Here is a 23,063-nt window from a genome sequence, read left to right as displayed (position 1 = left end):
AATTACGTAAAAAGCCCATACAAAACTGTATGGGCTTTAAATATAAAAGCGCCCGAACTTCTGGGCGCTTACATTGTTGAATTAAAAAATATTACTGATTAACAACACTTTTCAGTGGGTTTATCGGTTTTGCATTTTCGTCTAATAAGTTCATATCAAAATCAAACTCATCAACACGAATTGCGCGTTCACGTTTTTTGTTGTAATCAATCAGTTTAGCGTATTCTTCTTCAGTGATTACATTTGCTACAAGTGCATTATCAAGAGTAAGTGCAAAACGAATACCTGATTTGATTGTTTTAGCACGCAAGGCTTTTTTCACTTTTGCGAGTAAATCTAAACAGCCCATTTTCGCTTTATACGCTTGCTCGTTAATGTAATGTCCATCACCTTCAATAGGTTTAACTAAGTGTGTGATTTGCTTTTTAAATGCCGTGTCAAGTTGCGCCTGTGTAGCTAATTCGCGAATTAAGTCATCGCTAATTTTTGGCATTTTAGTCGAATAGTTCATGGTAATAAAACGCATAAACTTACGTGTGCCACTTGCAGGGAAGTTGTCTAAAAACTTATGCAATGCTTGTTCGGCACTTTGTAATGCAAAACGTGTTGCGTAGTGGAAATATGGCGCTGCTTGCTCGCGTTCACTGCTTGCCACTTTTTGCTCATAATATTTAATTGATGCCATTGCCGCATATAAGAAGCTCATTACATCGCCTAAACGGGCTGATAGCATTTCCGCTTGTTTAAGTTTTCCGCCGAGTACCAGTAACGAAAAATCTGCATATACTGCTAATTTAGCTGATAATTTATGAGCTGCTTTTTCATATTCACGTACTTCTGGAAGTGGTGAATTAGCACCTGCTGTAAATGGTAATACGCCTAAACGAAATGCACGTAAACTGTTTGCTACGCTATAACCCACTGTTTTACGCAGAATGCGGTTAAATTCTTTATCTGCATTTTTATCTTCGCTGTGGATTGATTCAACCATCGATTGTAAATATGGGTGACAACGCATTACACCTTGACCAAAGATCATCAAGTTACGTGTAAGAATGTTGGCGCCTTCAACCGTGATGGCAATTGGCTGTGCAACATAGCCGCTTGCTAACGTATTTTGCGGGCCGTTCTGAATTGCTTTACCAGCTTGAATATCCATTGCTGAGTCAAGCACGTCGCGACCAATTTCAGTCATGTGATATTTTGCAATTGCAGTCACAACCGATGGCTTTAAGCCCATGCCTAAACCTTCGGTTGTAAGTACACGCATTGCTTCTTGTAGGTATGTTTTACCAGCAATATCAGCGAGTTTTTCTTGAATACCTTCAAATTGACCGATTGCTAAGCCAAATTGCTCACGTACCGCAGCATATTCAGACGCACCTTTAAATGCTACCTGAGATGAACTAACACCTAATGCAGGTAATGAAATACCACGGCCAGCGCCTAAACAGCTAACCAACATTTGCCAGCCACGGCCGATGTTCTTTTGCCCACCAATAATGAAGTCCATTGGTACAAATACTTTGTTGCCACGCGTAGTACCGTTGTAAAAACGAATCCCCATTGGATCATGGCGATTACCAAGTTCAACACCTGGGTGCTCTTTTGGAATAAGTGCACACGTAATACCGAGGTTTTCCTTACCACCTAGCAAGCCATTTGGATCAACCACTTTAAATGCTAAACCAAGTACGGTGGCAATTGGCGCAAGGGTGATATAACGCTTGTCCCAAGTGATCTCAAGACCAAGTACTTCTTCGCCGTTGTACATGCCTTTAGTCACAGTACCTAAATCTGGAATGCCACCGGCATCAGAACCAGCCTCTGGGCTTGTGAGTGCAAAACATGGAATGTCACGGCCATTGGCTAGGCGTGGTAAATAATGTGCTTGCTGCTCTTTAGTACCAAAGTGCAGTAGTAACTCACCAGGGCCTAACGAGTTAGGAACCATAACGGTTACTGCAACAGCAGAACTTTTAGTGGCGATTGTGCCAACGATAGTTGAGTTTGCGTAAGGGCTAAACTCTAAACCACCAAATGATTTAGGAATTATCAGTGAAAAGAAACGTTCCTTTTTCAGAAAATCTAAAATGTATTCAGGTAAATGAATGCCATTTTGAATTTCTGTATCGTCGATCATACCCAATAGCTCTTGTAATGGGCCGTCGATAAATGCTTGTTCATCTGCGCTCAATACAGCAGCAGGGACTGCGCGAAGTGCGTTGAAGTCAGGCTTACCTTGGTAAATAGAGCCTTCTAACCACACATCACCCGCATCAAGGGCTTCTTGTTCAGTGATAGAAATACTTGGTAATACTTTTTTTAATTTTGTACGTAAACTCATAATCAACTCATCCGACCAGACAATAATACCTACATTACGTCATAAAAAATGGTTTAGATCAATTACTCTAAGCAATTTTTTAACAGTTTTTTCAATTTATTTATTTTTAGGCTATCTAAGCCATTGAATAAAAAGAGCTAACACTTGTACGCTGAAATGTATTTAGTTGATTTTTTTTTACTAAAAAACGCTAAAATAATTAAACCTCAGCAACAATAGAAACAAAATGAGGGAAAATAAAGATATGTTAAAGTTTGTGCAAGGTAAGTAGTGTAAGCTTATCGACTGTTAACTAACACTGTTAATCACCACTAAAAGTCGGCTAATTTGCCATTACATAGTTTTATTAATGTATTGGGATCAAGTGCAATTTCAAGGCCGCGTTTACCAGCGCTTACATAAATAATATCAAACTGCTTTGCGCTACTATGGAGGTAAGTTGCTAAGCGTTTTTTTTGCCCTAATGGACTTACGCCACCAAGAATATATCCGGTGCTATTTTCTACCTTTTGTGCAGCGGCCATATGTACTTTTTTAACACCACATGCTTTTGCTAAGAGCTTTAAGTTAACTTGTTGACTCACAGGCGTAATTGCCACTACTAACTGCAATTCATTGGTTTCAAATACCAAGGTTTTGAAAACCTGCTCAGCGGCTAGATTTAACTTTTCAACAGCTTCTAAACCAAAGCTATGTGTACTTGAGTTATGCTCATAACTGAGCAGCTCAAAAGTGGCCTTGTGTTTTTTTAATAATTGTGTGGCTGGCGTCATGACTAACTCCATTGAATTGTTAACTGCTTTAAAATTAACAAAAAAAAGAGTACCAAGGTACTCTTTTTTAAACTATATTCACTCGCTAAATTATATTAACAACAGGGATTAAACGACTCTTTGCAGCCATTTTATTACCATAAATCCGCATAGAGCTTATTGCCAATGCAATAACGACAGCGCACCCGAGTAACCAAAATGCCGAAAACATCGGAGATTGCTTAAAGTTACCCACTTGATACACCACAGAGGCTGTGATGTAAGCAAGCCCTGTTGACCAAGTTGCAACAAATAGCATCCATTTCATTCCAGCTTCTCGGTACATAGCGCCCATCACCGCCACACAAGGTGTATAAAGCAATACAAAAACTAAATAACTGAATGCAGCAAGTTGACTGCTAAATAGGTTTTCCATGGTTGCGAAGGTCGATACATTCACTTCTTGATCAATGGCCGCACTACTTTGATCGCTCACATTAGTGACATTTAAACCCAGTGGATCGAGTAAATTACCGAATACGTCTATTAGGTTTGCAGGAATACTCGCGAACGCCTCAGCCAATTTATCGATGACATTAACTGGCTCTTCATTCACAGCCGCTGCGCCATCTAAATTTGAATATAAACTATCTAAAGTACCAACTACTGCCTCTTTAGCAAATACGCCAGTAAAAATACCGACCGTGGCAGGCCAGTTATCTTGCTCTACCCCGATAGGAGCAAACACCGGTGTTGCAATTTTTGAAATTTCACTGAGCATCGATTTATCTGTGTTGTCATTGCCAAAGGTAAAATCAGTACCTATGGAGCTTAATATTTTTAAAATAACAAACACCACAATTATAGTTTTACCGGCGCGCATACAAAAGCTTTTTAAGCGCTCCCATGCTTTGTAAAGTACGCCTTTTGCCGTTGGCATATGATACGCAGGTAATTCGAGAATAAACGGGGTAAGCGTTGGACTAAACAAGGTATTTTTAAGTACCAAACCGGTTAATACCGCCATAACAATACCTAAAATATACAGTGCAAATACTAAGTTTTGGCCATTAGTGGTAAAAAAGGCAGCGACAAACAAGGCATACACACTTAAGCGCGCGCCACATGACATAAATGGTGACATGGCAATAGTCAGTAAGCGATCTTTATGGGTTTCTAAAGTACGAGTTGCCATTACTGATGGCACGTTACAGCCAAAGCCAACAATTAAAGGCACAAACGCTTTACCCGGTAAACCAATGGCGCGCATTAATCTATCCATGATAAAAGCAGCACGCGCCATATAACCTGAATCTTCAATAAAGGCTAAACAAAAGTATAAAAAGCCAATCACCGGGATAAAGGTGGCAACAAGCTGAATACCACCACCTATACCGTCCGCAAGCAATGCGCGTAGCCAATCAGGTGCGCCTAATGAAGTTAATATTTCACCAAAGCCATCGACTAAAATCGCGCCTACAGCAATATCGAAAAAGTCTATAAATGCGCCGCCAACATTTACCGCAACAGTAAACATTAAATACATGATCCCTAAAAATATTGGGATCCCTAAAAAACGATTGATCACTACCGCATCTATTTTATCGCTAATGGTTTCAGAGGCGATGCCTTTAGTATTTTGAGCAAGTTCAGCCAGTTGATGGGCAAACTCATAACGACCATTGGCAAAAAGCACATCAAGTTCATGGTGATCGGCAAACTGTTCAAATTCAGCTTTTGCCACTGCCAGTGTTTGTTTATCAGCATAGCCAAAACAGCTTTCATCTTGCTCTAATAACCGCAATGACAACCAATCAGTGTCGATGTTTTCTATCGGTTTATTATTGGCAGTAAAACTGGCTGCAATGTTGTTGGCCGCTTGCGTTATTTTTTGCTCATAACTAGGGGTATGCATTGATACTTTTTTAAGTTTAAGTCCTTGTGCAATAAACTCTTTTAAACCTGTAATGTCTGTTTTATTATTTGCACTTAAGGCAATCACAGGGCATCCAAGTCGCTTTTCTAGCGCCTTTGGATCCGTTACTAAACCATTTCGTTTTGCCACATCGACCATATTTAGCACGACGAGTAAAGGTACTTTCATCTCAAGCAGCTGAGCGGTGAGGTATAAATTGCGTTCAAGATTTGATGCATCAAGAATATTGATGATCAGTTGTGATTCACCACTGAGTGCATAGTCACGCGCAATTTTTTCATCTAAAGGGGTTTGTGCATTTACATCTAAAGAATAAGTGCCAGGCAAATCAACTAATTCGACAGTCTGATCAGCCACTTTAAATTGACCAATTTTCTTATCGATGGTCACCCCTGACCAGTTACCTACTTTCTGTTTGCTACCGGTTAACGCGTTGAATAGTGTAGTTTTACCACAGTTTGGGTTACCTATTACGGCAATGTTTGGATTCATACTGCGAGTTCCAAATTAATTGATTGTGCCTCGGATTTACGAAGACTAAGCACGGTACCGCGAACTTTAACAATCATCGGATCGCCAAATGGAGAAAAGCGCAATACGTGGACAGGAGCGCCTGGCGTTAAACCCATTGCAAGTAATTTCTGGCGCAACAAACTCGCATTAGGATCGATGCTTACAACAGAGCCATGTTGGCCAATTACTAATTTGTCTAACGTTAACATGCCATCTCATTTCATTTAATACATCAATGGCGCTGATTTTACGCCGATTATTCAATCATGCAAGTGAGACTAATTATCATATCGATAAGTAATGCAAAATAAAGCAGCAATGGCAGAATTATACCTATATTGGATCCTAAATCTCATTTGATAAGATAAAAATAGCCGTTTAGTGACAAGTGCTTAAGAAGCCTAATCGCTCTGTAAAGGTAGCATTATGAATATGTATTATACCAATCGTGTTAAGTTACTGACCATTTATAGCGACAGATAAATACAGTGATAACAAGGCGTAAATTTTGACATGTATTTGTTCTACTTGAAAAAATTATAACGCAGTTAGCGCTTTATTTAGCTCGCTAGAATGGTTAAATATTTAAGTCGATTGGTATTACTGCGTGGTTTTCAGCAAAGCTGTAGCCAAATAAAAACCTGAACTCTTGAGGGTCAATCTCTTAACCAGAGTTCAGATTAATAAGCTTTTGTTAGCCAATAAAAAATGGCGCTAATTAGCGCCATTTTATAAGTAATGAGTGATTACTTAGTTAAATCATCAAAGAACTTTTTTACACCATCAAAAAAGCCTTTTTCTTTTGGACGGTTTTTAGAACCATCCTTACCCATGCTTTGCTCAAGCTCTTGTAATAACTCGCGTTGGCGTTCATTTAACTTAACGGGTGTTTCTATTACCACTTTACAGATCAAGTCACCAACTGCGCCACTACGGACAGACTTAACACCTTTACCGCGCATACGGAACATTTTGCCCGTTTGACTCTCAGCTGGGATCTTCAATTTAGCACGACCATCTAAAGTCGGTACTTCAATTTCGCCACCAAGAGCAGCCGTTGTAAACCCAATCGGCACTTCACAATATAGGTTATTACCATCACGCTCAAAGATACGGTGTTCACGTACCGATACTTGCACATACAAGTCACCAGCGGGTGCACCATGTACCCCTGCTTCACCTTCGCCAGATAAACGAATGCGGTCGCCAGTATCAACCCCGGCTGGGATTTTAACCGATAATGTTTTGGTTTTTTCCACACGGCCTTGACCATGACAGCTATTACATGGATCAGAAATTATCTGACCAGTGCCCTGACAGGTTGGACAGGTTTGTTGCACAGCAAAAAAACCTTGGCGCATTTGCACTTGGCCTGCACCATGACAAGTCGTACATGTTTTCGGTTTAGAACCCGCTTTTGCACCGCTGCCGTCACATGGCTCACAGCTTACCCACGTAGGTACTTTAATTTCTACTTCTTTACCACGAACCGCTTCTTCTAAGCTTAAGTCCATGTTGTAACGTAGGTCTGAACCTCGTTGCTGACGCGATTGACGACGGCCACCACCGCCTCCAAAAATATCACCGAACACGTCACCAAATACATCACCAAAGTCACCATGACCGCCACCAAAGCCGCCATGACCACCACCGCCACCGCCTTGTTCAAACGCAGCATGGCCGTATTGATCATACATTTGACGTTTTTGACTGTCAGTGAGGATCTCGTAAGCTTCTTTTACTTCCTTGAATTTAGTTTCAAGTTCTTTATCGCCTGCGGTACGATCTGGATGATATTTCATCGCTAAGCGTTTATACGCTTTTTTTACGTCTCTTTCGCTGGCGTCTTTTGCCACTCCAAGGACTTCATAATAATCGCGTTTTGACATATCTATCACACTACTCTTTTCTTACTGCAGCATTGCTGCGGATAAATCGATAAATCGTATCGATTTATCATCTAATTTACATGCAAAAGGCGCGTCAAGCTTTAGCCCGCGCGCCTTAGTTGTTCATCCTAACTTAAATTGCGATATCAGTCATCGTGTTTTCAGTTAGGCGAAGCGCTAACAACAATTACTTGTCGTCTTTAACTTCTTCGAACTCAGCATCCACTACGTCGTCATCTTTCTTCGCAGATTGTTGCTGCTCGGCACCGGCGTCACCACCTTGTTGTGCTTTAGCTTGTGCGATTTCCATTAACTTTTGTGACTTTTCAGCAAGCGCTTGAGTTTTTGCTTCAATCTCGTCTTTTTTGTCACTCTTAATCGCAGCTTCTAGCTCAACAACAGCCGCTTCAATCGCTTCTTTGTCTTCGCTTGGTAATGCATCACCCGCTTCTTCGATTTGCTTACGCGTACCATGCACTAATGCATCAGCTTGGTTACGAGCTGCAACTAGCTCTTCAAACTTTTTATCGTCTTCTGCGTGTGCTTCGGCATCACGAACCATTTTTTCAACTTCTTCATCGCTTAAGCCTGAAGATGCTTGAATGGTGATTTTTTGCTCTTTACCTGTATCTTTATCTTTTGCCGATACATGTAAGATACCATCAGCGTCCACATCAAAAGTAACTTCGATTTGTGGTGTACCACGTTGTGCTGGACGAATACCTTCTAGGTTAAATTGACCTAGTGACTTGTTGTCGCTAGCACGTTTACGCTCACCTTGTAATACGTGAATAGTTACCGCAGCTTGGTTATCTTCAGCAGTTGAGAATGTTTGCGATTTCTTCGTTGGAATAGTCGTATTTTTCTCAATTAACGCCGTCATTACAGAGCCCATAGTCTCGATACCTAGAGATAATGGCGAAACATCTAGTAATAGTACATCTTTCACATCACCAGCTAGTACACCACCTTGAATCGCTGCGCCTACGGCTACTGCTTCATCAGGGTTAACATCTTTACGTGGCTCTTTACCGAAGAAATCAGCAACTGTTTTTTGTACTAAAGGCATACGTGTTTGACCACCAACAAGGATGATATCGTCAATGTCGCTTACTGATAAATCAGCATCAGCAAGGGCACGTTTTAATGGCTCTAGTGACTTCATTACTAAATCTTCAACTAGTGACTCAAGCTTAGCGCGTGTTAGTTTCACGTTCATGTGCTTAGGACCAGTTGCATCAGCAGTTACGTACGGAAGATTTACTTCTGTAGATTGTGCAGATGATAATTCAATTTTTGCTTTTTCAGCTGCTTCTTTAACACGTTGCATTGCAAGTGGATCAGTTTTTAAGTCTAAACCTTGATCTTTTTTGAATTCAGCAACTAAATAGTTGATTACGCGGTTATCGAAATCTTCACCACCTAAGTGAGTGTCACCATTTGTAGCAAGTACTTCAAATGTGTGCTCACCTTCAACTTCATCAATTTCAATGATTGATAAATCGAAAGTACCACCACCTAAGTCATATACTGCAACAACGTTTTCGCCTTTGTTTTTGTCCATGCCATAAGCAAGGGCAGCAGCAGTTGGCTCATTGATGATACGTTTAACTTCAAGACCTGCAATACGCCCAGCATCTTTAGTAGCTTGACGTTGTGAATCGTTAAAGTAAGCAGGTACTGTAATAACCGCTTCAGTTACTGCTTCACCTAAAAAGTCTTCAGCTGTTTTTTTCATTTTTTTCAAAACTTCAGCTGAGATTTGTGGTGCAGCGCGTTTTTCGCCGCCCGCTTCAACCCATGCATCACCATTATCTGCTTTGATAATTTTAAAAGGCATGATGCCGATATCACGTTGTACTTCTTCGTCTTCAAAGCGACGACCAATTAAACGCTTAATTGCAAATAATGTGTTTGTCGGATTAGTAACCGCTTGACGTTTAGCAGATTGACCTACTAAAGTTTCTCCGTCTTGCGTGTAAGCTATAATAGACGGAGTGGTGCGATCGCCTTCCGCGTTTTCAATAACACGTGCTTTGCCACCATCAAGTACTGCAACACAAGAGTTAGTAGTACCTAAGTCGATTCCGATAATTTTACCCATGAAATATCTCCAACTTCAAAATTCATTAATACGTTCGATGACTAGTAGATAGGGATGCCACAAACTTAATTCAACTGTAAAAATGAAAAAAAAGTGCTTTTTTGTAATTTATTTTGCAAATAACCCTAATTAATGTGTGGATTGTCTTTTTTTGCATCATTAGGGGCCATTTCACAATCTGGTCTGATGAGTTTTTATGTGTTATAAAATCACTAATAATTAAAAAATGTCTCAAAGGATCACCATGCATTTTGATCAACTATTAAAGCAAGCGGCACTCATAGGCCAGCTGCCCCATTCTGAACAAGCTCACGCAACGATGCAATTTCCTGCAAACTGGTGTCAAGGTCGAACTGCTTTTGGCGGTTTATCAGCCTCACTACTGTATCAGGCAATGCGTCAACAAATAGAACCAAGTCGTCGTTTGTTGTCTATTAGTACAAATTTTGTAGGTCCTTTGTTAGCAGATACTGATTTTTCCCTCTCAGTTGAAATTTTACGGGAAGGAAAAAGTAGCACACAAGTACTGGCAAAAGCGTTGCAGGACGGCCAAGTAAGCGTGGTCGTACAAGCGTGTTTTGCAAAATCGCGAGATTCAGCCATTGAAGTACCAGTGACAAAAACAATGAGCCTAAAACCGGTTAACGAACGTTACACACTGCCATTTAAATCAGGTGCCATGCCGGAATTTTTCCAACACGTCGCGCTTTGCCCTCAGCAAGGTGGAATGCCGTTTTCAGCAGCCCAAACGTCGCATTTAGGCGGATGGATGAAGTTAAAACAATCGCCAGCAGAACTTAGTGAAGCACATATTATTGCCTTAACGGATGCATGGCCGCCTACTTTATTACAAATGTTTAACCAACCAGCGCCCGCCAGCAGTATGTCGTGGTATTTAGAGTTTGTAAAAACACCGCAGTTGGCAGCCGATGAGTGGCTTGGATTTGAAGCAGAAACTCATCACTGTAAAGATGGCTATGGTTTAGAGGATGGTTGTATTTGGTCACAATCCGGCGAATTGCTTGCGCTTACCCGCCAAACCGTAGCATTATTTGATTGAGCTTGGTTCTACAACCTGAGCATAATCACTGCCATCAAAAGCCATTATTTTACTGTATTGCCCATTTTCAATGATATGGGCAAGTCCCATATCAAAAATCTCTTGTAACACTTTACTGTTAAAATAGGCTGGTCGAGGAGCCTCAGGAAATATCGGGTGTACAGTAATAGGCTTGATTGGGTGCGATTCTTTATATTGCTGTAGATAATATAAAAACACCCGTTTTTCTAGTACCACCACATCAACCCACTCTTTCATTAGATGATCCACTTGCGCAGCTTGGTATACGACTTCTTCATAAGCGCTTAATTTAGTCGTTAATGCTTTAAATGGCGGCGGCAGAAATTCGGTGGCGTTTTGAAAGGCAACAACACTTTTCCCCAGTAGATCATAGACAGTATTAATTTTAAAATTATTTTTACGTAAGCTAATTGCCACATTTTGATACGCCAATAAGCTTTGGCTTGGATAAATCGCAGAAGTGGTGAGCCCCGCATAATTCATCGCAATATCGACCTTCATTTGTTCTAAGGATTGCCCTGCACGTTTATTAGACATATAGACTATATCTAGATTTGTTATACCTTGATCTTTAAACGCAGATTTTAAAATCTGCAACTGCAAGCCGGTATCATCCTCACTAAAGACGTAAGGAGGCAAAGAAGGGCTTACCGCAACGGTAATAATGTCGCTAGATTTTGGCGCAGCTAAACTCAATGCAAAAGTGCTATATAAAACAAAAAAAAACACTATAAAATACTTCATTCACCACCCACAGATAGATGCTTTTTAGCAACTGTAAAATTACATGACAACTTTCTTATTAGGCTAGCCTAGTTAAACCAATTTCGCATTTGTATTTAGCATATAATTGATGCAAACTTGATCTAAGATACTTCTAAGTGGTTATTAATTTGCAAACTGCCTGCCCTAATTGTGACTTGATTATTGATATCCCGCACATAGTTGCAAAACAAATGGCTGTCTGTCCACATTGTCACAGTAAACTATGCGCAGCAAATATAAATTATGACAGCCGTATTGTAGCACTCAGTATTAGTGCTTTACTCATGCTGCTAAGCAGTATGTTTTATCCATTTATCTCATTTAGTAGTAATGGCATTACACAGACGATTACCTTGCCCGATGCCGCTCGTATTTTGTTTAATTACGACAGCGATTTATTAGGCATTTTTATTGATGTTAGTATTATTGGTTTACCAATGGCATTACTCACTATTTTGATCCCACTGCATTTAGGCTTACTTAAAGTACTTCCACAAACGATTGCCAGACGCTTACTCAAATTCACCTTAGCGCTAGAGCCATGGATAATGTCAGAAATATTTTTAATCGGTGTATTGGTCAGCATGGTAAAAATAATGTCGCTAGCGGAAGTCAGCTTTGGCGTTAGTTTTTGGGCCTATGCCGCGTTTGTACTCTTCTATATTGGCTCATTAGCACACTTAAATCGTGCTCGATTATGGGATCAAGTACAGCCTCAGGCTGAAATTGCAGCCGCAAAACTTTCTTATCGTGCCATAGATAGTAACATTCGAGCCTGTCATGTCTGCCATCAACTAAGCGATAGCGAATACTGTTCTCGCTGTAATAGCAAAACCCATATCAGAAACCCCCACAGCGTACAAAAAGCAACGGCATGGTTAATAACTTCAATTGCCTGTTATATTCCGGCAAATTTATTGCCAATAATGTACACCACTAGTTTGGGGGATGAATCCCCCTCAACATTAATTGGTGGGGTAATAACACTGTGGCAAGCTGGCTCATACCCTATTGCATTAATCATTTTTTTAGCGAGTGTAGTAGTACCATTAGCTAAAGCGCTCATTTTAACATTTTTATGCTTTTTGGTTAGCAAACCCGCTAACGGCCAGACAAAAGGCTATACGAAAGTCTATCAATTAACCGAGTTTATTGGTAAGTGGTCTATGATCGATGTATTTGTTGTCGCGATTCTAGTAGCCTTAGTGCAATTAGGAAATTTAATGTCAGTAACGCCAGGTTTAGGCACTGTATTTTTTACTATCATGGTGATTTGCCAAATGCTTGCAGCACACGCGTTTGACCCTCGGCTATTATGGGATTCGCCAAACAATGATAAAAAGACCATAAATTAGAGAAACAGCATGAGTGAAACGGCTAATATAAAAAAAGAACCTATTATTTCTGCGATTTGGATCATACCGGTTATAGCTTTGCTCGTTGGTGTGTGGATGCTTTACCAATACCAAGCTAATAAAGGCGCAACCATTTATATTTCAATGCCTCATGCTGAGGGTATAGTGGCAGGCAAGACTGAAATAAAAGTACGTAGTGTGAAAATCGGCCAAATTGATCACGTTCGCCTCTCTGATACTAAAAACAGTGTGATTGCTCGAGCTCAAATTGATAAACATTATGATGGCTTACTCACGGAAGACGCCAACATCTGGGTAGTAAAACCACGTATTGATGAAACGGGTATCAGCGGTATGAGCACGTTACTATCGGGTGTATATTTAGAATTTTCACCAGGTGAAAGTAGTAAAACAAAAGAGCATTTTAAATTACAAGAAGAGCCAGCGCTGATTGATAAAGATGTCAAAGGCGGTCGCTTTTCATTACTCAGCTATGATGCTGAGGTTATGGATGTCGGCACCGGTATATTTTTTAAGAATTATAAAATTGGTCAAGTTGAAACAGCGACATTTGATTGGAAGAATCAAGCGATGAAGTATGGTATTTTCATCAACGAACCTTATCAAAACCTGATCACCTTAAATTCTATTTTCTGGGTCAATACGGGTGTTGAAATTGATTTATCTGCCGATGGCATTAATGTAAAAACAGGTTCATTAAGCAGGTTATTAAAAGGAGGGATCTCGGTTGGTTTGCCTGAACAACAATCGCCGGGTGATTTTGCTCAAGAAGGTCATAGCTTTTCGCTTAGTAATAGTTACAAAGATGCTCTTGAGGAACGCTTTTATAATTTTGATTATTACCTAATTGAGTTTGAGCAGTCTATTCGAGGTTTACGTGCCGGCGCACCGGTTGAATATCGTGGCATGCGCGTAGGTACTGTTGTAGAAGCACCTGCGAATGTGATGATCGATGGCAAACCCGCACACTTTAGAACTGATAATACTGCAGTGCCCGCTTTAATAAAAATAGAGTATGGCCGTATTTACCATGACAATGCCTCAGCCAAACAATTTTGGCAAAGCAGTGTTGATGGTTGGATCAAAAATGGCATGCGCGCTTCTTTAAAACCAGGCAATTTGCTTACTGGCGCTGTGTATGTCGATTTTGATATCTACCACGATGCCCCAGCTGCTAAGTTAGAAACACTGTCTCAATATCAAGTATTTCCGAGTGTCTCCAGTGGCATTACCGTATTAGCAGATCAAGTGTCTGACGTATTAAATAAAGTAAATAATTTAAAAATTGAAGACAGCTTAGCGCAAATTGATTCCGCGTTTGCTGATTACCAAGCGCTGGCGAATGAAATGCGTACATTGTTAAGTAAACAAGATACCCAAAATTTACCCGGTGATATTAATCGTAATTTTGCTGAAATGACAAAAAGTATGCAGCAATTTGATGTCACCATGAAACAGTTTGAAAAAACCATGGCCAGTTATCAACAAGGCTCCTCATTTCATCAGCAATTACAACAAACACTCTCAGAGTTTAAGCGTTTAAGTGAAGAGCTACAGCCACTCTCGCGTGGCTTAAATGAGCAACCAAATATGTTTATTTTTGATAAATCATTGCCTGCCGATCCAACGCCGAGGAAACAATAATGCGGACATTTTTACGTATACAATTTTTTGCTGTTATTGGGGTGCTATTATTATCAGGTTGTAGCCAATCACTTAATGCACCCGTTAAATACTACCAGTTTGAGCAAAGTATTAAACCAATGCAGCGCAGTAGCACTGACACATCAGCTCAATTACGGATCAATACAGTAAGTTTACGAGGCGCATTAAATAACCGTGGTATTGCAATGAAAATGGATAATAATCAGGTCAATGCTGCTAATTATCACTTATGGAGTGAAGCGCCAGATCAAATGCTAACAGCAAGCGCCCATCAAACATTATTTACCACGCTTGATAACTGGATGGTGGTCAAAGGATTACCTGTTATAACAGACAAAGATCAGCAAAGTTATTATGAATTAGAATATGAGCTACATCATTTCAATGGTGATAACCAAGGTAATGCGGATATTTCTGGTTTGTGGCGCCTGTATTATACGTCGTTTGAAAGTGGCCGCTCTTTAAAAGCAATTCATTATTTTAGTGAGGTTAACCCTTTAACTGGTGATGACTACGAAGGCCTTGTCGAAAGCTTAGAGCAAAACTGGCAGAATATTAATCAACAGGTAGCAACCACCCTGAGCGTTCTTATTCAAGAATAAACACCACTAAAGCAGTGCCATCATTATTAAGCACTGCTTTGCCTATATACCCAAACCCGAGTTTATTTAATAATCCATGCGAAGCGGTATTGTCAGCATCGGCTATCGCGGCAATGTAGCTGAACTTACCTTGATACGCGTGTAATAGTTTTGCAGCCGCTTCATACGCATATCCTTGCCCTATACCCAAACTACCTCAAGATGCAGAATTCAGCGTTTCACAGGGGCTTAATATCAAGGCGTTACTTTGCAACAATGGCAGTCCCTTTTAAAAAGTAACAACGATGAGAGTAAGTTCCTGTGAAACGCCCAACGGGTTGGTTTAAAAACGATTTATACTGCGTTATTGATTTTAACAATAGAACCACTATTATTGGCAATCAATGCCTTGCCTAAATCGTTTTTAATTCCAACTGAAACTCGCATATTGAGGTGGTTTGGGTATATCATGCTCTAAAAAGGCAAAGCCTATATCAGGCACTGCTAGTGCTTCTCGTTGGAACAAGCCCACCATGCCCATGGCAATGCCTTGTTTATTTGCCACAATATAAGGTCCAAAACCTTGCTGTTGGTGGCCATCAATAAAGGTTTTTTGTAAATAATCTTCGGCTTGTTGTTTGGTATAAATGCCTTTATCAGCAATATAACGATAAAAACTCGGCTGATTTAATAAACTCAAGATAAACGACGCATCACTTAGCTGGCCATGGCGAAGAATTAAACGTTGCGTATTCATATCTCGTTTTCCTATTAATGATAGTGATCGTTTAAGCTAAATTAAAATGCAGCACTATCAACTGTACCGGTATAATTTAAACAGGCTGCGACTCTATGTTGTTGAACCTTGGAAAGCTCCGACAATTTATTATAACGATGTGCTAAGTGTTCATCGCTGAGCGTGATCACAGCATCTTTTAACAAACTAACTCTAAAAATAAAAGCATTAGAATTAAACGCTTTGTGATAATAAATACCGGTTAAGTGTTCAATTTTCACTTCACAGCCGAGCTCTTCTTGGCATTCGCGTATGAGTGCTTGATGTACAGTTTCACCGACATCTAAGGCGCCACCAGGTAATCCCCAGCTTAGCTCACCATAGCTTGCCTTTAGCAGCAAAACCTCCCCGCTGGCATTAGTGATCACCCCATGGGCGCTGAGTCGATAAAAATCTGTAAATGCCATGTTTCCCTCTAAGTTGATAATCTTAAACAATAACAAAAAGCCCCGCAATTGCGAGGCTTAAAGATTATGAATCACGGTTAATAATTAATCATGGCTAATTTTCACTACCTGCTTTCCGGTAAAGCCACCAGCAATTTGTTTATTCAGCGCCTGTGAAATACTACTGGCGTTAAATTCAACCTCAATAATCTGCGGTATTTTGATACTGCCACTGGCTAAATTGTCTAGCAATAAATTGCCCATAAAACTCATTTTTTGCTGAGCACATAAACTGTTTGCTAACCACGCTCCACCTAAAGAAACAATACCTATATTTGGCGCACGTCTGAACATCAGCTCCTGCTCAAACTTAGGCAGTGGATTTAAGCACGCAATACGGCCACAAAAACGCATTAATTCAACATTACGTACCGTGGTTTCACCACCAATCGAATCGAGCACTGCATCAAAGCCTTGTGGACCAAGTTCTTTACGAATTTTATCGCTAAGCGTTTTATCGTTGTAATCAAACACCACATCAGCACCCAATTGTTTAACAAGCTTATGGTTGCGTTTGCTCGCGGTGGTAAATACCGTAGCACCACGTTGTTTGGCAAATTGAATGGCGAACTGACCGACGGCCCCCGCACCAGCTTCAATTAAAAGTGAATCACCTTCGGTTAATTGCAGTTTATCAAGAGCTATTAATGCCGACATCCCTGCGCAGGGTAATGTCGCGGCTTGCTGTAACGTAACGCTGTCAGGAATTTGCGATACAGCAAAGTTAGGGACTTTAGCGTATTGCGATAACACCCCATGGTCGCCAACATTACCATGCCACATAACCCGAGTACCGACACTTGGAAATACCCCTTTAGTGGCTTTTACCACCAACCCTACAGCATCAAGGCCTAGGGTATGAGGATAGTGCCATTTACAAAAACCTTGTTTAGCAAAATACGCATCAACCGGATTCAACGCAACATACTCAACCTTTATCAACAATTCGTTGTCTACAACATCAGGCACCGGCAATTCAAGCTCAGATAAATTAATCTGTTCATTAGGTTCAAGTAACGCAATCGCACGCATTGTCGCGGGGATTGTTGATAAAAGATCAGTATGTGGCATCAAAAACTCAACTTAACTTAATTAACTAACGCATAACTCCAACGACCATTAAATACTTGGTAAGTGTCTACTTTAGCAAGTAATGACGAAATCGTTGAGTCAATTGCATTTTCCTGCGCTATTAAAACATCCTGTCGCGCATCTAACAACTCTAAGTAAGGTATTTGCCCTTCTTGGTACATCGCCTGCGCTTGTAAAAAGGCATTATTAGCAAACTCATAACGTTCTTTGGCATAGCCTAGTTGTTGAGTTTGTTTGACTAATAACTGCAGTGAAAGTTCACTCTGCGCTAATGCCTCTAACACCACTTGTTGATATTGGCTGTAAGCGGCTTCACTGAGATATTGCTGAGCATCACGTTGCGCCAATAACGCAGGGTAGCTCAATAATGACCACTGAATGCGTGGGGCAACTTGCCATTGCTGCGTAGTGTCAGAAAGCTGGTTGTTATCTAAGCTCAATACACCTGCAAACGCCGTTAAACTGATATCAGGTAATAATGCTTTACTCGCAGCCACGCTTAATGAATTAGCTTGGCTAAATTCAAATAATGCTTGGCTAATATCAGGACGCAGTGCAATGGCATCACTTGGGGTGGCTAAACTTACAGTAAATGCATGCTCAAACAGCGCTTGCTCATCAACTAAGGTTAGATCAGCAGGTAACTGCCCTGTTAACGTCGCAAGCGTTGCTAGATCACGAAATTGCGCGTATTCAATATCTGGCAACAAAGCTTGCTGCTGCTTCAATTGTGCTAAGGTTCGATTTAAATCAAGCTCATTAGCGACCCCTTCCTCAACGCGAGCCCGCAGAACCGCAATACTTTGCTCTAATGCTTCAATTTGTAGGTTAATGATCTGCTGTTTTTGCTTATTACCTTGAAAACTGACAAACCCTTTTACCACAGAGGTAACAACTTCAATATGCAAAGCGCGCAATTGTTCCGCTTGACTCATTGCCCCTGCATTCGCAGCATCAACAAGCGCAGTTACTTTACCAAATAAATCAAGTTGCCAATCAAGGTTAACATTGGCTTCCGATTGACGCGTGTTAACGTTACCAGTACTTGAGCGAGTGGCATCAACTGCCACTGCACCTTGGGGAAGATACTGTGCTTTTTGCCCACCTAAACGAGCAAGCGCGCTTTGTAACTGCAACTGACTAGTGTGCAAATCATGATTATTAGCGCGCGCACTGATCACAAGATTATTTAACTGGGTTGAATTTAATTGTTGCCACCAGTTAAGCTCATCTTGACCTTGTAATTGTGCTGCGATTTGTGTTGTTGCAACAAATTCTTGTAGCTGATTTTGCTGTTGCTGCTCATCAATTTTACTGGCGCAGCCACTTAATAAACCCGCCACAACAAGAGCGGTTAACTTATACTTACTCATTAATTTGCTCCTGCGTAGTCACTTTACGGGTTTTAGTTACCAAAATATAAAATACAGGGGTAAATAATAAACCAAACACGGTTACACCAATCATACCCGAGAACACTGCGTTGCCCATTGCATGGCGCATTTCTGCTCCAGCTCCCGTTGCTAATACTAAGGGAATGACACCCGCAGTAAAGGCAATTGACGTCATTAAGATAGGTCGTAAACGCATCCGACAAGCTTCTAAAATAGCGTCAAAATGACTCAACCCATGGTTATTTTTATCACGTGCAAACTCCACCATTAAAATGGCATTTTTAGAAGCCAAGGCAACCAATACAATCAATGCTATTTGCGTGAAAATATTATTATCAGCGCCAACCAACCATACACCCATTAATGCTGAGAATATTGTCATTGGTACAATAAGAATAATAGCCAGTGGGAGACGTAAGCTTTCATACTGCGCAGCCAATACCATGAACACTAATAACACCACTAATGGGAATACGTAGACCATGGTATTACCCGCTAGAATTTGCTGAAAAGTAACTTCGGTCCATTCGTACTCAATACCCGTAGGTAAATTATCAGCCAAGATCAGCTCAATTGCTTGCTGTGCTTGATCTGAACTGTAACCAGGCGCTGGACTACCATTAAGCTCTGCACTTGGGTAACCATTGTAATGCATCACTCGATCAGGACCTGTTGTAGGCGTTGCCGTTAATACCGAGCCTAATGGCACCATATTCCCTTGGTTATTGCGCACTTTTAGATTCAATATTTGTTCTGGATCAAGGCGGAAATCAGCATCAGCTTGGGCATTAACTTGGTACGTACGGCCAAATAAATTAAAGTCATTAACGTACATTGAGCCCAAATACACTTGCAACGCATTAAATACTTCATCCAATGGAATACCTTGAATAAGTGCTTGCTCTCGGTCGATATCAATATCCATTTGTGGTACTTGAATTCTAAAACTTGAATAGAGCCCCATTAACGCAGGATCTTGCTGAGCTTTAGTAATCACCGTTTGCAAACTGTTAAATAGTGTTTCAAAGCCTTTATTACCGCGATCTTCAATTTGCAGTTTAAACCCACCCGTGGTGCCTAAACCTTGAATTGGCGGCGGTGGGAATACAGCCACAAATGCTTCATCAATGGCACTAAAACGCTGGTTTAACTGTGCCGCAATAGCCATCGCCGATTTACTAGGATCGCTTCGCTCACTAAAGGCTTCTAGCGGTGTAAATACAATGGCGCTATTAGGACTGTTAGTAAAACCATTTACCGACAAGCCAGGAAAGGCAACTGTGTGAGCAACCCCTGGTACTTGCAGTGCAATTTCTTGCATTTGCCTAACCACATCTTGAGTACGGTCTAAACTCGCTGCATCAGGTAATTGTGCTATCGCAACTAAATACTGCTTATCTTGTGCAGGAATAAAACCACCCGGCACGGCATCAAATAGCTTAATTGTTCCGCCTAATAAAACCACGTATGCAATCACCACTACCACGCTCATGCGCATTAGTTTTTGTACCAGCTTTTGATAGCCTTTGGCGCCACGGTCAAATACTCGATTAAAGGGTGCAAATAACCAGCGACCAAATAAACGATTTAATAAACGCGTCAGCGCATCCGGTTTAGCATCATGGCTTTTAAGTAATAGTGCCGCCAACGCCGGTGATAAAGTTAATGAGTTAAATGCTGAGATAACCGTTGAAATAGTAATAGTTAACGCAAACTGTTTATAAAATTGACCTGATAAACCACTAATAAACGCGGTAGGAATAAACACTGCACACAACACTAACGCAATCGCGATTATAGGCCCTGTCACTTCAGTCATCGCCACGCGCGTTGCTTCCAGAGGTGATAAACCTTGTTCAATGTTACGTTCAACGTTTTCGACCACCACAATAGCATCATCGACCACAATACCTATGGCAAGTACTAAACCAAATAACGACAGCGTATTGATCGAGACCCCTAACCACTGCATCACCGCAAAAGTACCAATCAGTGAAACTGGCACAGCTATTAGTGGAATAATCGAAGCACGCCAGGTTTGTAAAAATAACACCACTACAATTACCACTAACGCGATAGCTTCAAGTAACGTTTTGATCACCGCATCAATCGAGCCGCGAACAAATACCGTAGGGTCGTAGACAATGTCGTACTCAACACCAGCTGGAAAATCTTTCGATAAACGCGCCATGGTTTCGCGTACTTGATCTGAAAGCTCAATCGCATTAGAGCCAGGACGTTGAAATATCGGCATCGCCAGCGCTGGTTGATTATCAAGTTCAGCTCTAAGTGAGTAAGTATTTTGGCCTAAATCGACACGTGCAACATCGCTTAGACGTGTTAATTGACCTTGTTCACCCACTTTAATGATCACTTGCTGAAACTCTTCAATACTGTTTAAGCGTCCTTTTACATTTAACAATATTTGAAATTGACTGTCTGTTGAAGCAGGTTGTGCACCTAAGCTACCCGCTGCAACTTGTTGGTTTTGCGCACGCAATGCGTTGACGACGTCCATTGCGGTTAATTCTCGTGCCGCTAATGCATCGGGATTAAGCCACACTCGCATTGAATATTGACCACCACCAAATAATTTTACATCGCCTACGCCACTCAAACGTGCAATTTGGTCTTTCACATATAAGTCAGCGTAATTAGATAGATACGCTGTATCATGTGTTTTTTCCGGTGAGAATAAGTGCACCACCATGGTTAGATCCGGTGATGATTTTTCAGCGACGACGCCTAAGCGCTGCACTTCTTGTGGTAGTCGCGGCAAAGCACTGTTAACCCGATTTTGTACTTGTACTTGCGCACGATCTAAATCCGTTCCCAATGAAAACGTTACCGTCAGTGTCATACGCCCATCACTGGTCGCCTGGGAAAACATATACAACATGTTTTCAGTACCATTGATCTCTTGCTCCAATGGAGTGGCCACAGTTTGTGCTATTACGGTTGGATTTGCTCCTGGGTAGTTCGCAGTTACCACAACTGTCGGCGGAACAACTTCAGGATACTCACTGACCGGCAGTTGAAACAACGAAATACCACCGGCAATTAAAATCACCAATGACAGCATGGCTGCAAATATCGGTCGTTGAATAAAAAAGTGAGAAAATTTCATTATTCGTCCTACTTCTTAGCCATAAGTGTGTGCTGCGCCGTTGGCGATAACGTAAAAGCAACACCGGTGGTGTCTAGGGTCACTGTATTAGGTGAAATCGGCATGCCAGGTCCAACACGCGCAGGACCATTAACCGCAATCACATCGCCAGCTTTTAAGCCCGAGGTAATAGCGCGAAAACTGCCATAGCGCTCACCGGTTGTAACCAGTTTATATTCAAGAATATTGCCTTCACCTACAGTGAGCACAAAGCGATTTTTCAAATCGGTGCCAATTGCTCTATCAGGCACAATAACTTGCTCTGTAACGTCATTGGCCGCTAACTTAATACGTGCAAATGAACCGGCGCGTAAGGCGGTATTTTCATCAAATCGTGCACGAACTCGCAAAGTACCTGTTGCCGCATTGATTTGATTATCAATAAAGTCGATATAACCGGTGTGTGCAAAGCCATTTTGACCAACTTTTTGCATGACTACTTGCTGATGAGCAGCGGCGGTTACTTCATCAAATGAACTATTCCAAGTACGTTCATCAACATCAAAGTAAGCATACATAGTTTGATTCGATACGATTGAAGTCAGTACACTTTGCCCTGCAAGCACATTATTACCTTTGGTAATATTTGCACGCGAGATCACACCATCAATGGGTGAACGTATATCTGTAAATTCTAAATCTAAATTAGCTGCAATTAGCTGGGCTTTTAAGGCCGCAAGTTGTGCTTCACGTTGGCGTAACGTTGACGTACGTGATTCCGCTTGCTCTGTTGAAATCGCTTTTCGCTCGGTTAATCGCACCGCTCTTTTAGCTTCACTTTGCGCTTGCGATAAAGCGGCTTCAGCACTGACTACTTGTGCCTCTAAACTTGCTACAACCGCAGCATATGGGCGAGCGTCAAGTTTAAACAGTAAGTCACCCTGTTTAACCTCGTCGCCCTCATTAAACGCAATATGCTCAATAACTCCGGCAACACGTGGCATAAGTGATACTTCTTCCGGCGCTTCTAAACGCGTAGTGTAGGTGTGCCAGTTTTGCACTGGCTTAATGATCACTGAGGCAACATCTATTGGTTGAAGATGTGGTTGATTGCTCTGTTGAGCAGGCTCTTCTGCACAACCGGTGAGGGCAAGTGATGCCCCTAAAACTGCAATAGCTATTAAGTGTTTGTTCATGACGACGCTCCATTTAGTGTATTT

Annotated in this window: 18 protein-coding genes; 4 read left to right on the top strand and 14 right to left on the bottom strand. The window is 41.1% G+C overall.

All coding sequences use genetic code 11. The features are described 5' to 3' along the window. Positions 1–91 precede the first annotated feature (91 nt). The 6 genes from H5163_RS01700 to dnaK all read right to left on the bottom strand — a co-directional run bounded on the left by H5163_RS01700 (position 92) and on the right by dnaK (position 9,541). Positions 92–2,347 carry an acyl-CoA dehydrogenase gene (locus H5163_RS01700; RefSeq protein ID WP_182734111.1) on the bottom strand — a complete coding sequence of 752 codons (2,256 nt, stop codon included), beginning with the start codon at positions 2,345–2,347 and terminating at the stop codon, positions 92–94. Between the two features lie 311 nt (positions 2,348–2,658). Then, on the bottom strand, positions 2,659–3,120 hold the full coding sequence (ybaK, locus tag H5163_RS01695; RefSeq protein WP_145236081.1) for a Cys-tRNA(Pro) deacylase: 462 nt from the start codon (positions 3,118–3,120) through the stop codon (positions 2,659–2,661). Between the two features lie 85 nt (positions 3,121–3,205). Continuing rightward, on the bottom strand, positions 3,206–5,527 hold the full coding sequence (gene feoB, locus H5163_RS01690; RefSeq protein ID WP_182734110.1) for a Fe(2+) transporter permease subunit FeoB: 2,322 nt from the start codon (positions 5,525–5,527) through the stop codon (positions 3,206–3,208). Beyond that, entirely contained in the window at positions 5,524–5,757 is a 234-nt protein-coding gene (locus tag H5163_RS01685; RefSeq protein ID WP_145236087.1) for a FeoA family protein, read from the bottom strand. The genes feoB and H5163_RS01685 overlap by 4 nt, the downstream gene beginning before the upstream one ends. Before the next feature lie 537 nt (positions 5,758–6,294). Further along, on the bottom strand, positions 6,295–7,437 hold the full coding sequence (gene dnaJ / locus H5163_RS01680; RefSeq protein WP_145236090.1) for a molecular chaperone DnaJ: 1,143 nt from the start codon (positions 7,435–7,437) through the stop codon (positions 6,295–6,297). Positions 7,438–7,624: 187 nt separating this feature from the next. Then, on the bottom strand, positions 7,625–9,541 hold the full coding sequence (gene dnaK / locus H5163_RS01675; RefSeq protein ID WP_182732509.1) for a molecular chaperone DnaK: 1,917 nt from the start codon (positions 9,539–9,541) through the stop codon (positions 7,625–7,627). Between the two features lie 244 nt (positions 9,542–9,785). Here dnaK and H5163_RS01670 point away from each other — a divergent pair, with 244 nt between their 5' ends. Continuing rightward, positions 9,786–10,601 (top strand): thioesterase family protein, encoded by an 816-nt coding sequence (locus H5163_RS01670; RefSeq protein ID WP_145236096.1) that lies wholly within the window; start codon positions 9,786–9,788, stop codon positions 10,599–10,601. Here H5163_RS01670 and H5163_RS01665 read toward each other — a convergent pair. Then, complete coding sequence (locus tag H5163_RS01665; protein WP_145236099.1) at positions 10,590–11,366, bottom strand: ABC transporter substrate-binding protein; 777 nt, start codon at positions 11,364–11,366, stop codon at positions 10,590–10,592. The genes H5163_RS01670 and H5163_RS01665 overlap by 12 nt on opposite strands. A 149-nt stretch (positions 11,367–11,515) precedes the next feature. On the opposite strand from H5163_RS01665, the gene H5163_RS01660 reads away from it, so the two are divergent. The 3 genes from H5163_RS01660 to H5163_RS01650 are packed head-to-tail and all read left to right on the top strand — an operon-like array spanning position 11,516 to position 15,030. Beyond that, positions 11,516–12,742: a paraquat-inducible protein A gene (locus tag H5163_RS01660; protein ID WP_149980384.1), complete on the top strand. Its 1,227-nt coding sequence runs from the start codon at positions 11,516–11,518 to the stop codon at positions 12,740–12,742. Between the two features lie 9 nt (positions 12,743–12,751). Further along, positions 12,752–14,407, top strand: coding sequence for an intermembrane transport protein PqiB (gene pqiB / locus H5163_RS01655; RefSeq protein WP_182734109.1), 1,656 nt, complete (start codon positions 12,752–12,754; stop codon positions 14,405–14,407). Next, positions 14,407–15,030 carry a membrane integrity-associated transporter subunit PqiC gene (locus tag H5163_RS01650; RefSeq protein ID WP_182732506.1) on the top strand — a complete coding sequence of 208 codons (624 nt, stop codon included), beginning with the start codon at positions 14,407–14,409 and terminating at the stop codon, positions 15,028–15,030. The genes pqiB and H5163_RS01650 overlap by 1 nt, the downstream gene beginning before the upstream one ends. Here the strand turns inward: H5163_RS01650 and H5163_RS01645 are convergent. The 7 genes from H5163_RS01645 to H5163_RS01615 form a co-directional block, all read right to left on the bottom strand. Next, positions 15,017–15,220 carry a GNAT family N-acetyltransferase gene (locus H5163_RS01645; protein WP_182734108.1) on the bottom strand — a complete coding sequence of 68 codons (204 nt, stop codon included), beginning with the start codon at positions 15,218–15,220 and terminating at the stop codon, positions 15,017–15,019. The genes H5163_RS01650 and H5163_RS01645 overlap by 14 nt on opposite strands. Before the next feature lie 213 nt (positions 15,221–15,433). Continuing rightward, the gene (locus tag H5163_RS01640; RefSeq protein ID WP_182734107.1) at positions 15,434–15,766 is read right to left on the bottom strand and encodes a GNAT family N-acetyltransferase; all 333 of its coding nucleotides are present in this window, start codon (positions 15,764–15,766) and stop codon (positions 15,434–15,436) included. Positions 15,767–15,807: 41 nt separating this feature from the next. Next, on the bottom strand, positions 15,808–16,212 hold the full coding sequence (locus H5163_RS01635; protein WP_182734106.1) for an NUDIX hydrolase: 405 nt from the start codon (positions 16,210–16,212) through the stop codon (positions 15,808–15,810). An 84-nt stretch (positions 16,213–16,296) separates the two neighbouring features. Next, the gene (locus H5163_RS01630) at positions 16,297–17,322 is read right to left on the bottom strand and encodes a zinc-binding dehydrogenase (RefSeq protein WP_182732503.1); all 1,026 of its coding nucleotides are present in this window, start codon (positions 17,320–17,322) and stop codon (positions 16,297–16,299) included. A gap of 17 nt (positions 17,323–17,339) precedes the next feature. Continuing rightward, positions 17,340–18,716: a TolC family protein gene (locus H5163_RS01625; protein ID WP_182734105.1), complete on the bottom strand. Its 1,377-nt coding sequence runs from the start codon at positions 18,714–18,716 to the stop codon at positions 17,340–17,342. Further along, positions 18,709–21,864, bottom strand: a complete 3,156-nt coding sequence (locus tag H5163_RS01620) for an efflux RND transporter permease subunit (protein ID WP_182734104.1) — start codon at positions 21,862–21,864, stop codon at positions 18,709–18,711. The genes H5163_RS01625 and H5163_RS01620 overlap by 8 nt, the downstream gene beginning before the upstream one ends. Before the next feature lie 8 nt (positions 21,865–21,872). Next, the gene (locus H5163_RS01615; RefSeq protein WP_149980115.1) at positions 21,873–23,039 is read right to left on the bottom strand and encodes an efflux RND transporter periplasmic adaptor subunit; all 1,167 of its coding nucleotides are present in this window, start codon (positions 23,037–23,039) and stop codon (positions 21,873–21,875) included. Positions 23,040–23,063: the final 24 nt, after the last annotated feature.

Source organism: Pseudoalteromonas sp. SG44-8 (genome assembly GCF_014164125.1).
In the GTDB taxonomy this organism is placed as follows: domain Bacteria; phylum Pseudomonadota; class Gammaproteobacteria; order Enterobacterales; family Alteromonadaceae; genus Pseudoalteromonas; species Pseudoalteromonas rhizosphaerae.
This window is presented reverse-complemented; position numbering and strand designations above follow the sequence as displayed.

Excerpts from the sequence above, each read along its gene's own strand:
- ybaK (WP_145236081.1), bottom strand. The coding sequence starts at position 3,120 with ATGACGCCAGCCACACAATTATTAAAAAAACACAAGGCCACTTTTGAG.
- H5163_RS01620 (WP_182734104.1), bottom strand. The coding sequence starts at position 21,864 with ATGAAATTTTCTCACTTTTTTATTCAACGACCGATATTTGCAGCCATG.
- H5163_RS01665 (WP_145236099.1), bottom strand. The coding sequence starts at position 11,366 with ATGAAGTATTTTATAGTGTTTTTTTTTGTTTTATATAGCACTTTTGCA.
- pqiB (WP_182734109.1), top strand. The coding sequence starts at position 12,752 with ATGAGTGAAACGGCTAATATAAAAAAAGAACCTATTATTTCTGCGATT.
- H5163_RS01685 (WP_145236087.1), bottom strand. The coding sequence starts at position 5,757 with ATGTTAACGTTAGACAAATTAGTAATTGGCCAACATGGCTCTGTTGTA.
- H5163_RS01650 (WP_182732506.1), top strand. The coding sequence starts at position 14,407 with ATGCGGACATTTTTACGTATACAATTTTTTGCTGTTATTGGGGTGCTA.
- dnaK (WP_182732509.1), bottom strand. The coding sequence starts at position 9,541 with ATGGGTAAAATTATCGGAATCGACTTAGGTACTACTAACTCTTGTGTT.
- H5163_RS01670 (WP_145236096.1), top strand. The coding sequence starts at position 9,786 with ATGCATTTTGATCAACTATTAAAGCAAGCGGCACTCATAGGCCAGCTG.
- H5163_RS01635 (WP_182734106.1), bottom strand. The coding sequence starts at position 16,212 with ATGGCATTTACAGATTTTTATCGACTCAGCGCCCATGGGGTGATCACT.
- H5163_RS01630 (WP_182732503.1), bottom strand. The coding sequence starts at position 17,322 with ATGCCACATACTGATCTTTTATCAACAATCCCCGCGACAATGCGTGCG.
- dnaJ (WP_145236090.1), bottom strand. The coding sequence starts at position 7,437 with ATGTCAAAACGCGATTATTATGAAGTCCTTGGAGTGGCAAAAGACGCC.
- H5163_RS01625 (WP_182734105.1), bottom strand. The coding sequence starts at position 18,716 with ATGAGTAAGTATAAGTTAACCGCTCTTGTTGTGGCGGGTTTATTAAGT.
- H5163_RS01640 (WP_182734107.1), bottom strand. The coding sequence starts at position 15,766 with ATGAATACGCAACGTTTAATTCTTCGCCATGGCCAGCTAAGTGATGCG.
- feoB (WP_182734110.1), bottom strand. The coding sequence starts at position 5,527 with ATGAATCCAAACATTGCCGTAATAGGTAACCCAAACTGTGGTAAAACT.
- H5163_RS01615 (WP_149980115.1), bottom strand. The coding sequence starts at position 23,039 with ATGAACAAACACTTAATAGCTATTGCAGTTTTAGGGGCATCACTTGCC.
- H5163_RS01700 (WP_182734111.1), bottom strand. The coding sequence starts at position 2,347 with ATGAGTTTACGTACAAAATTAAAAAAAGTATTACCAAGTATTTCTATC.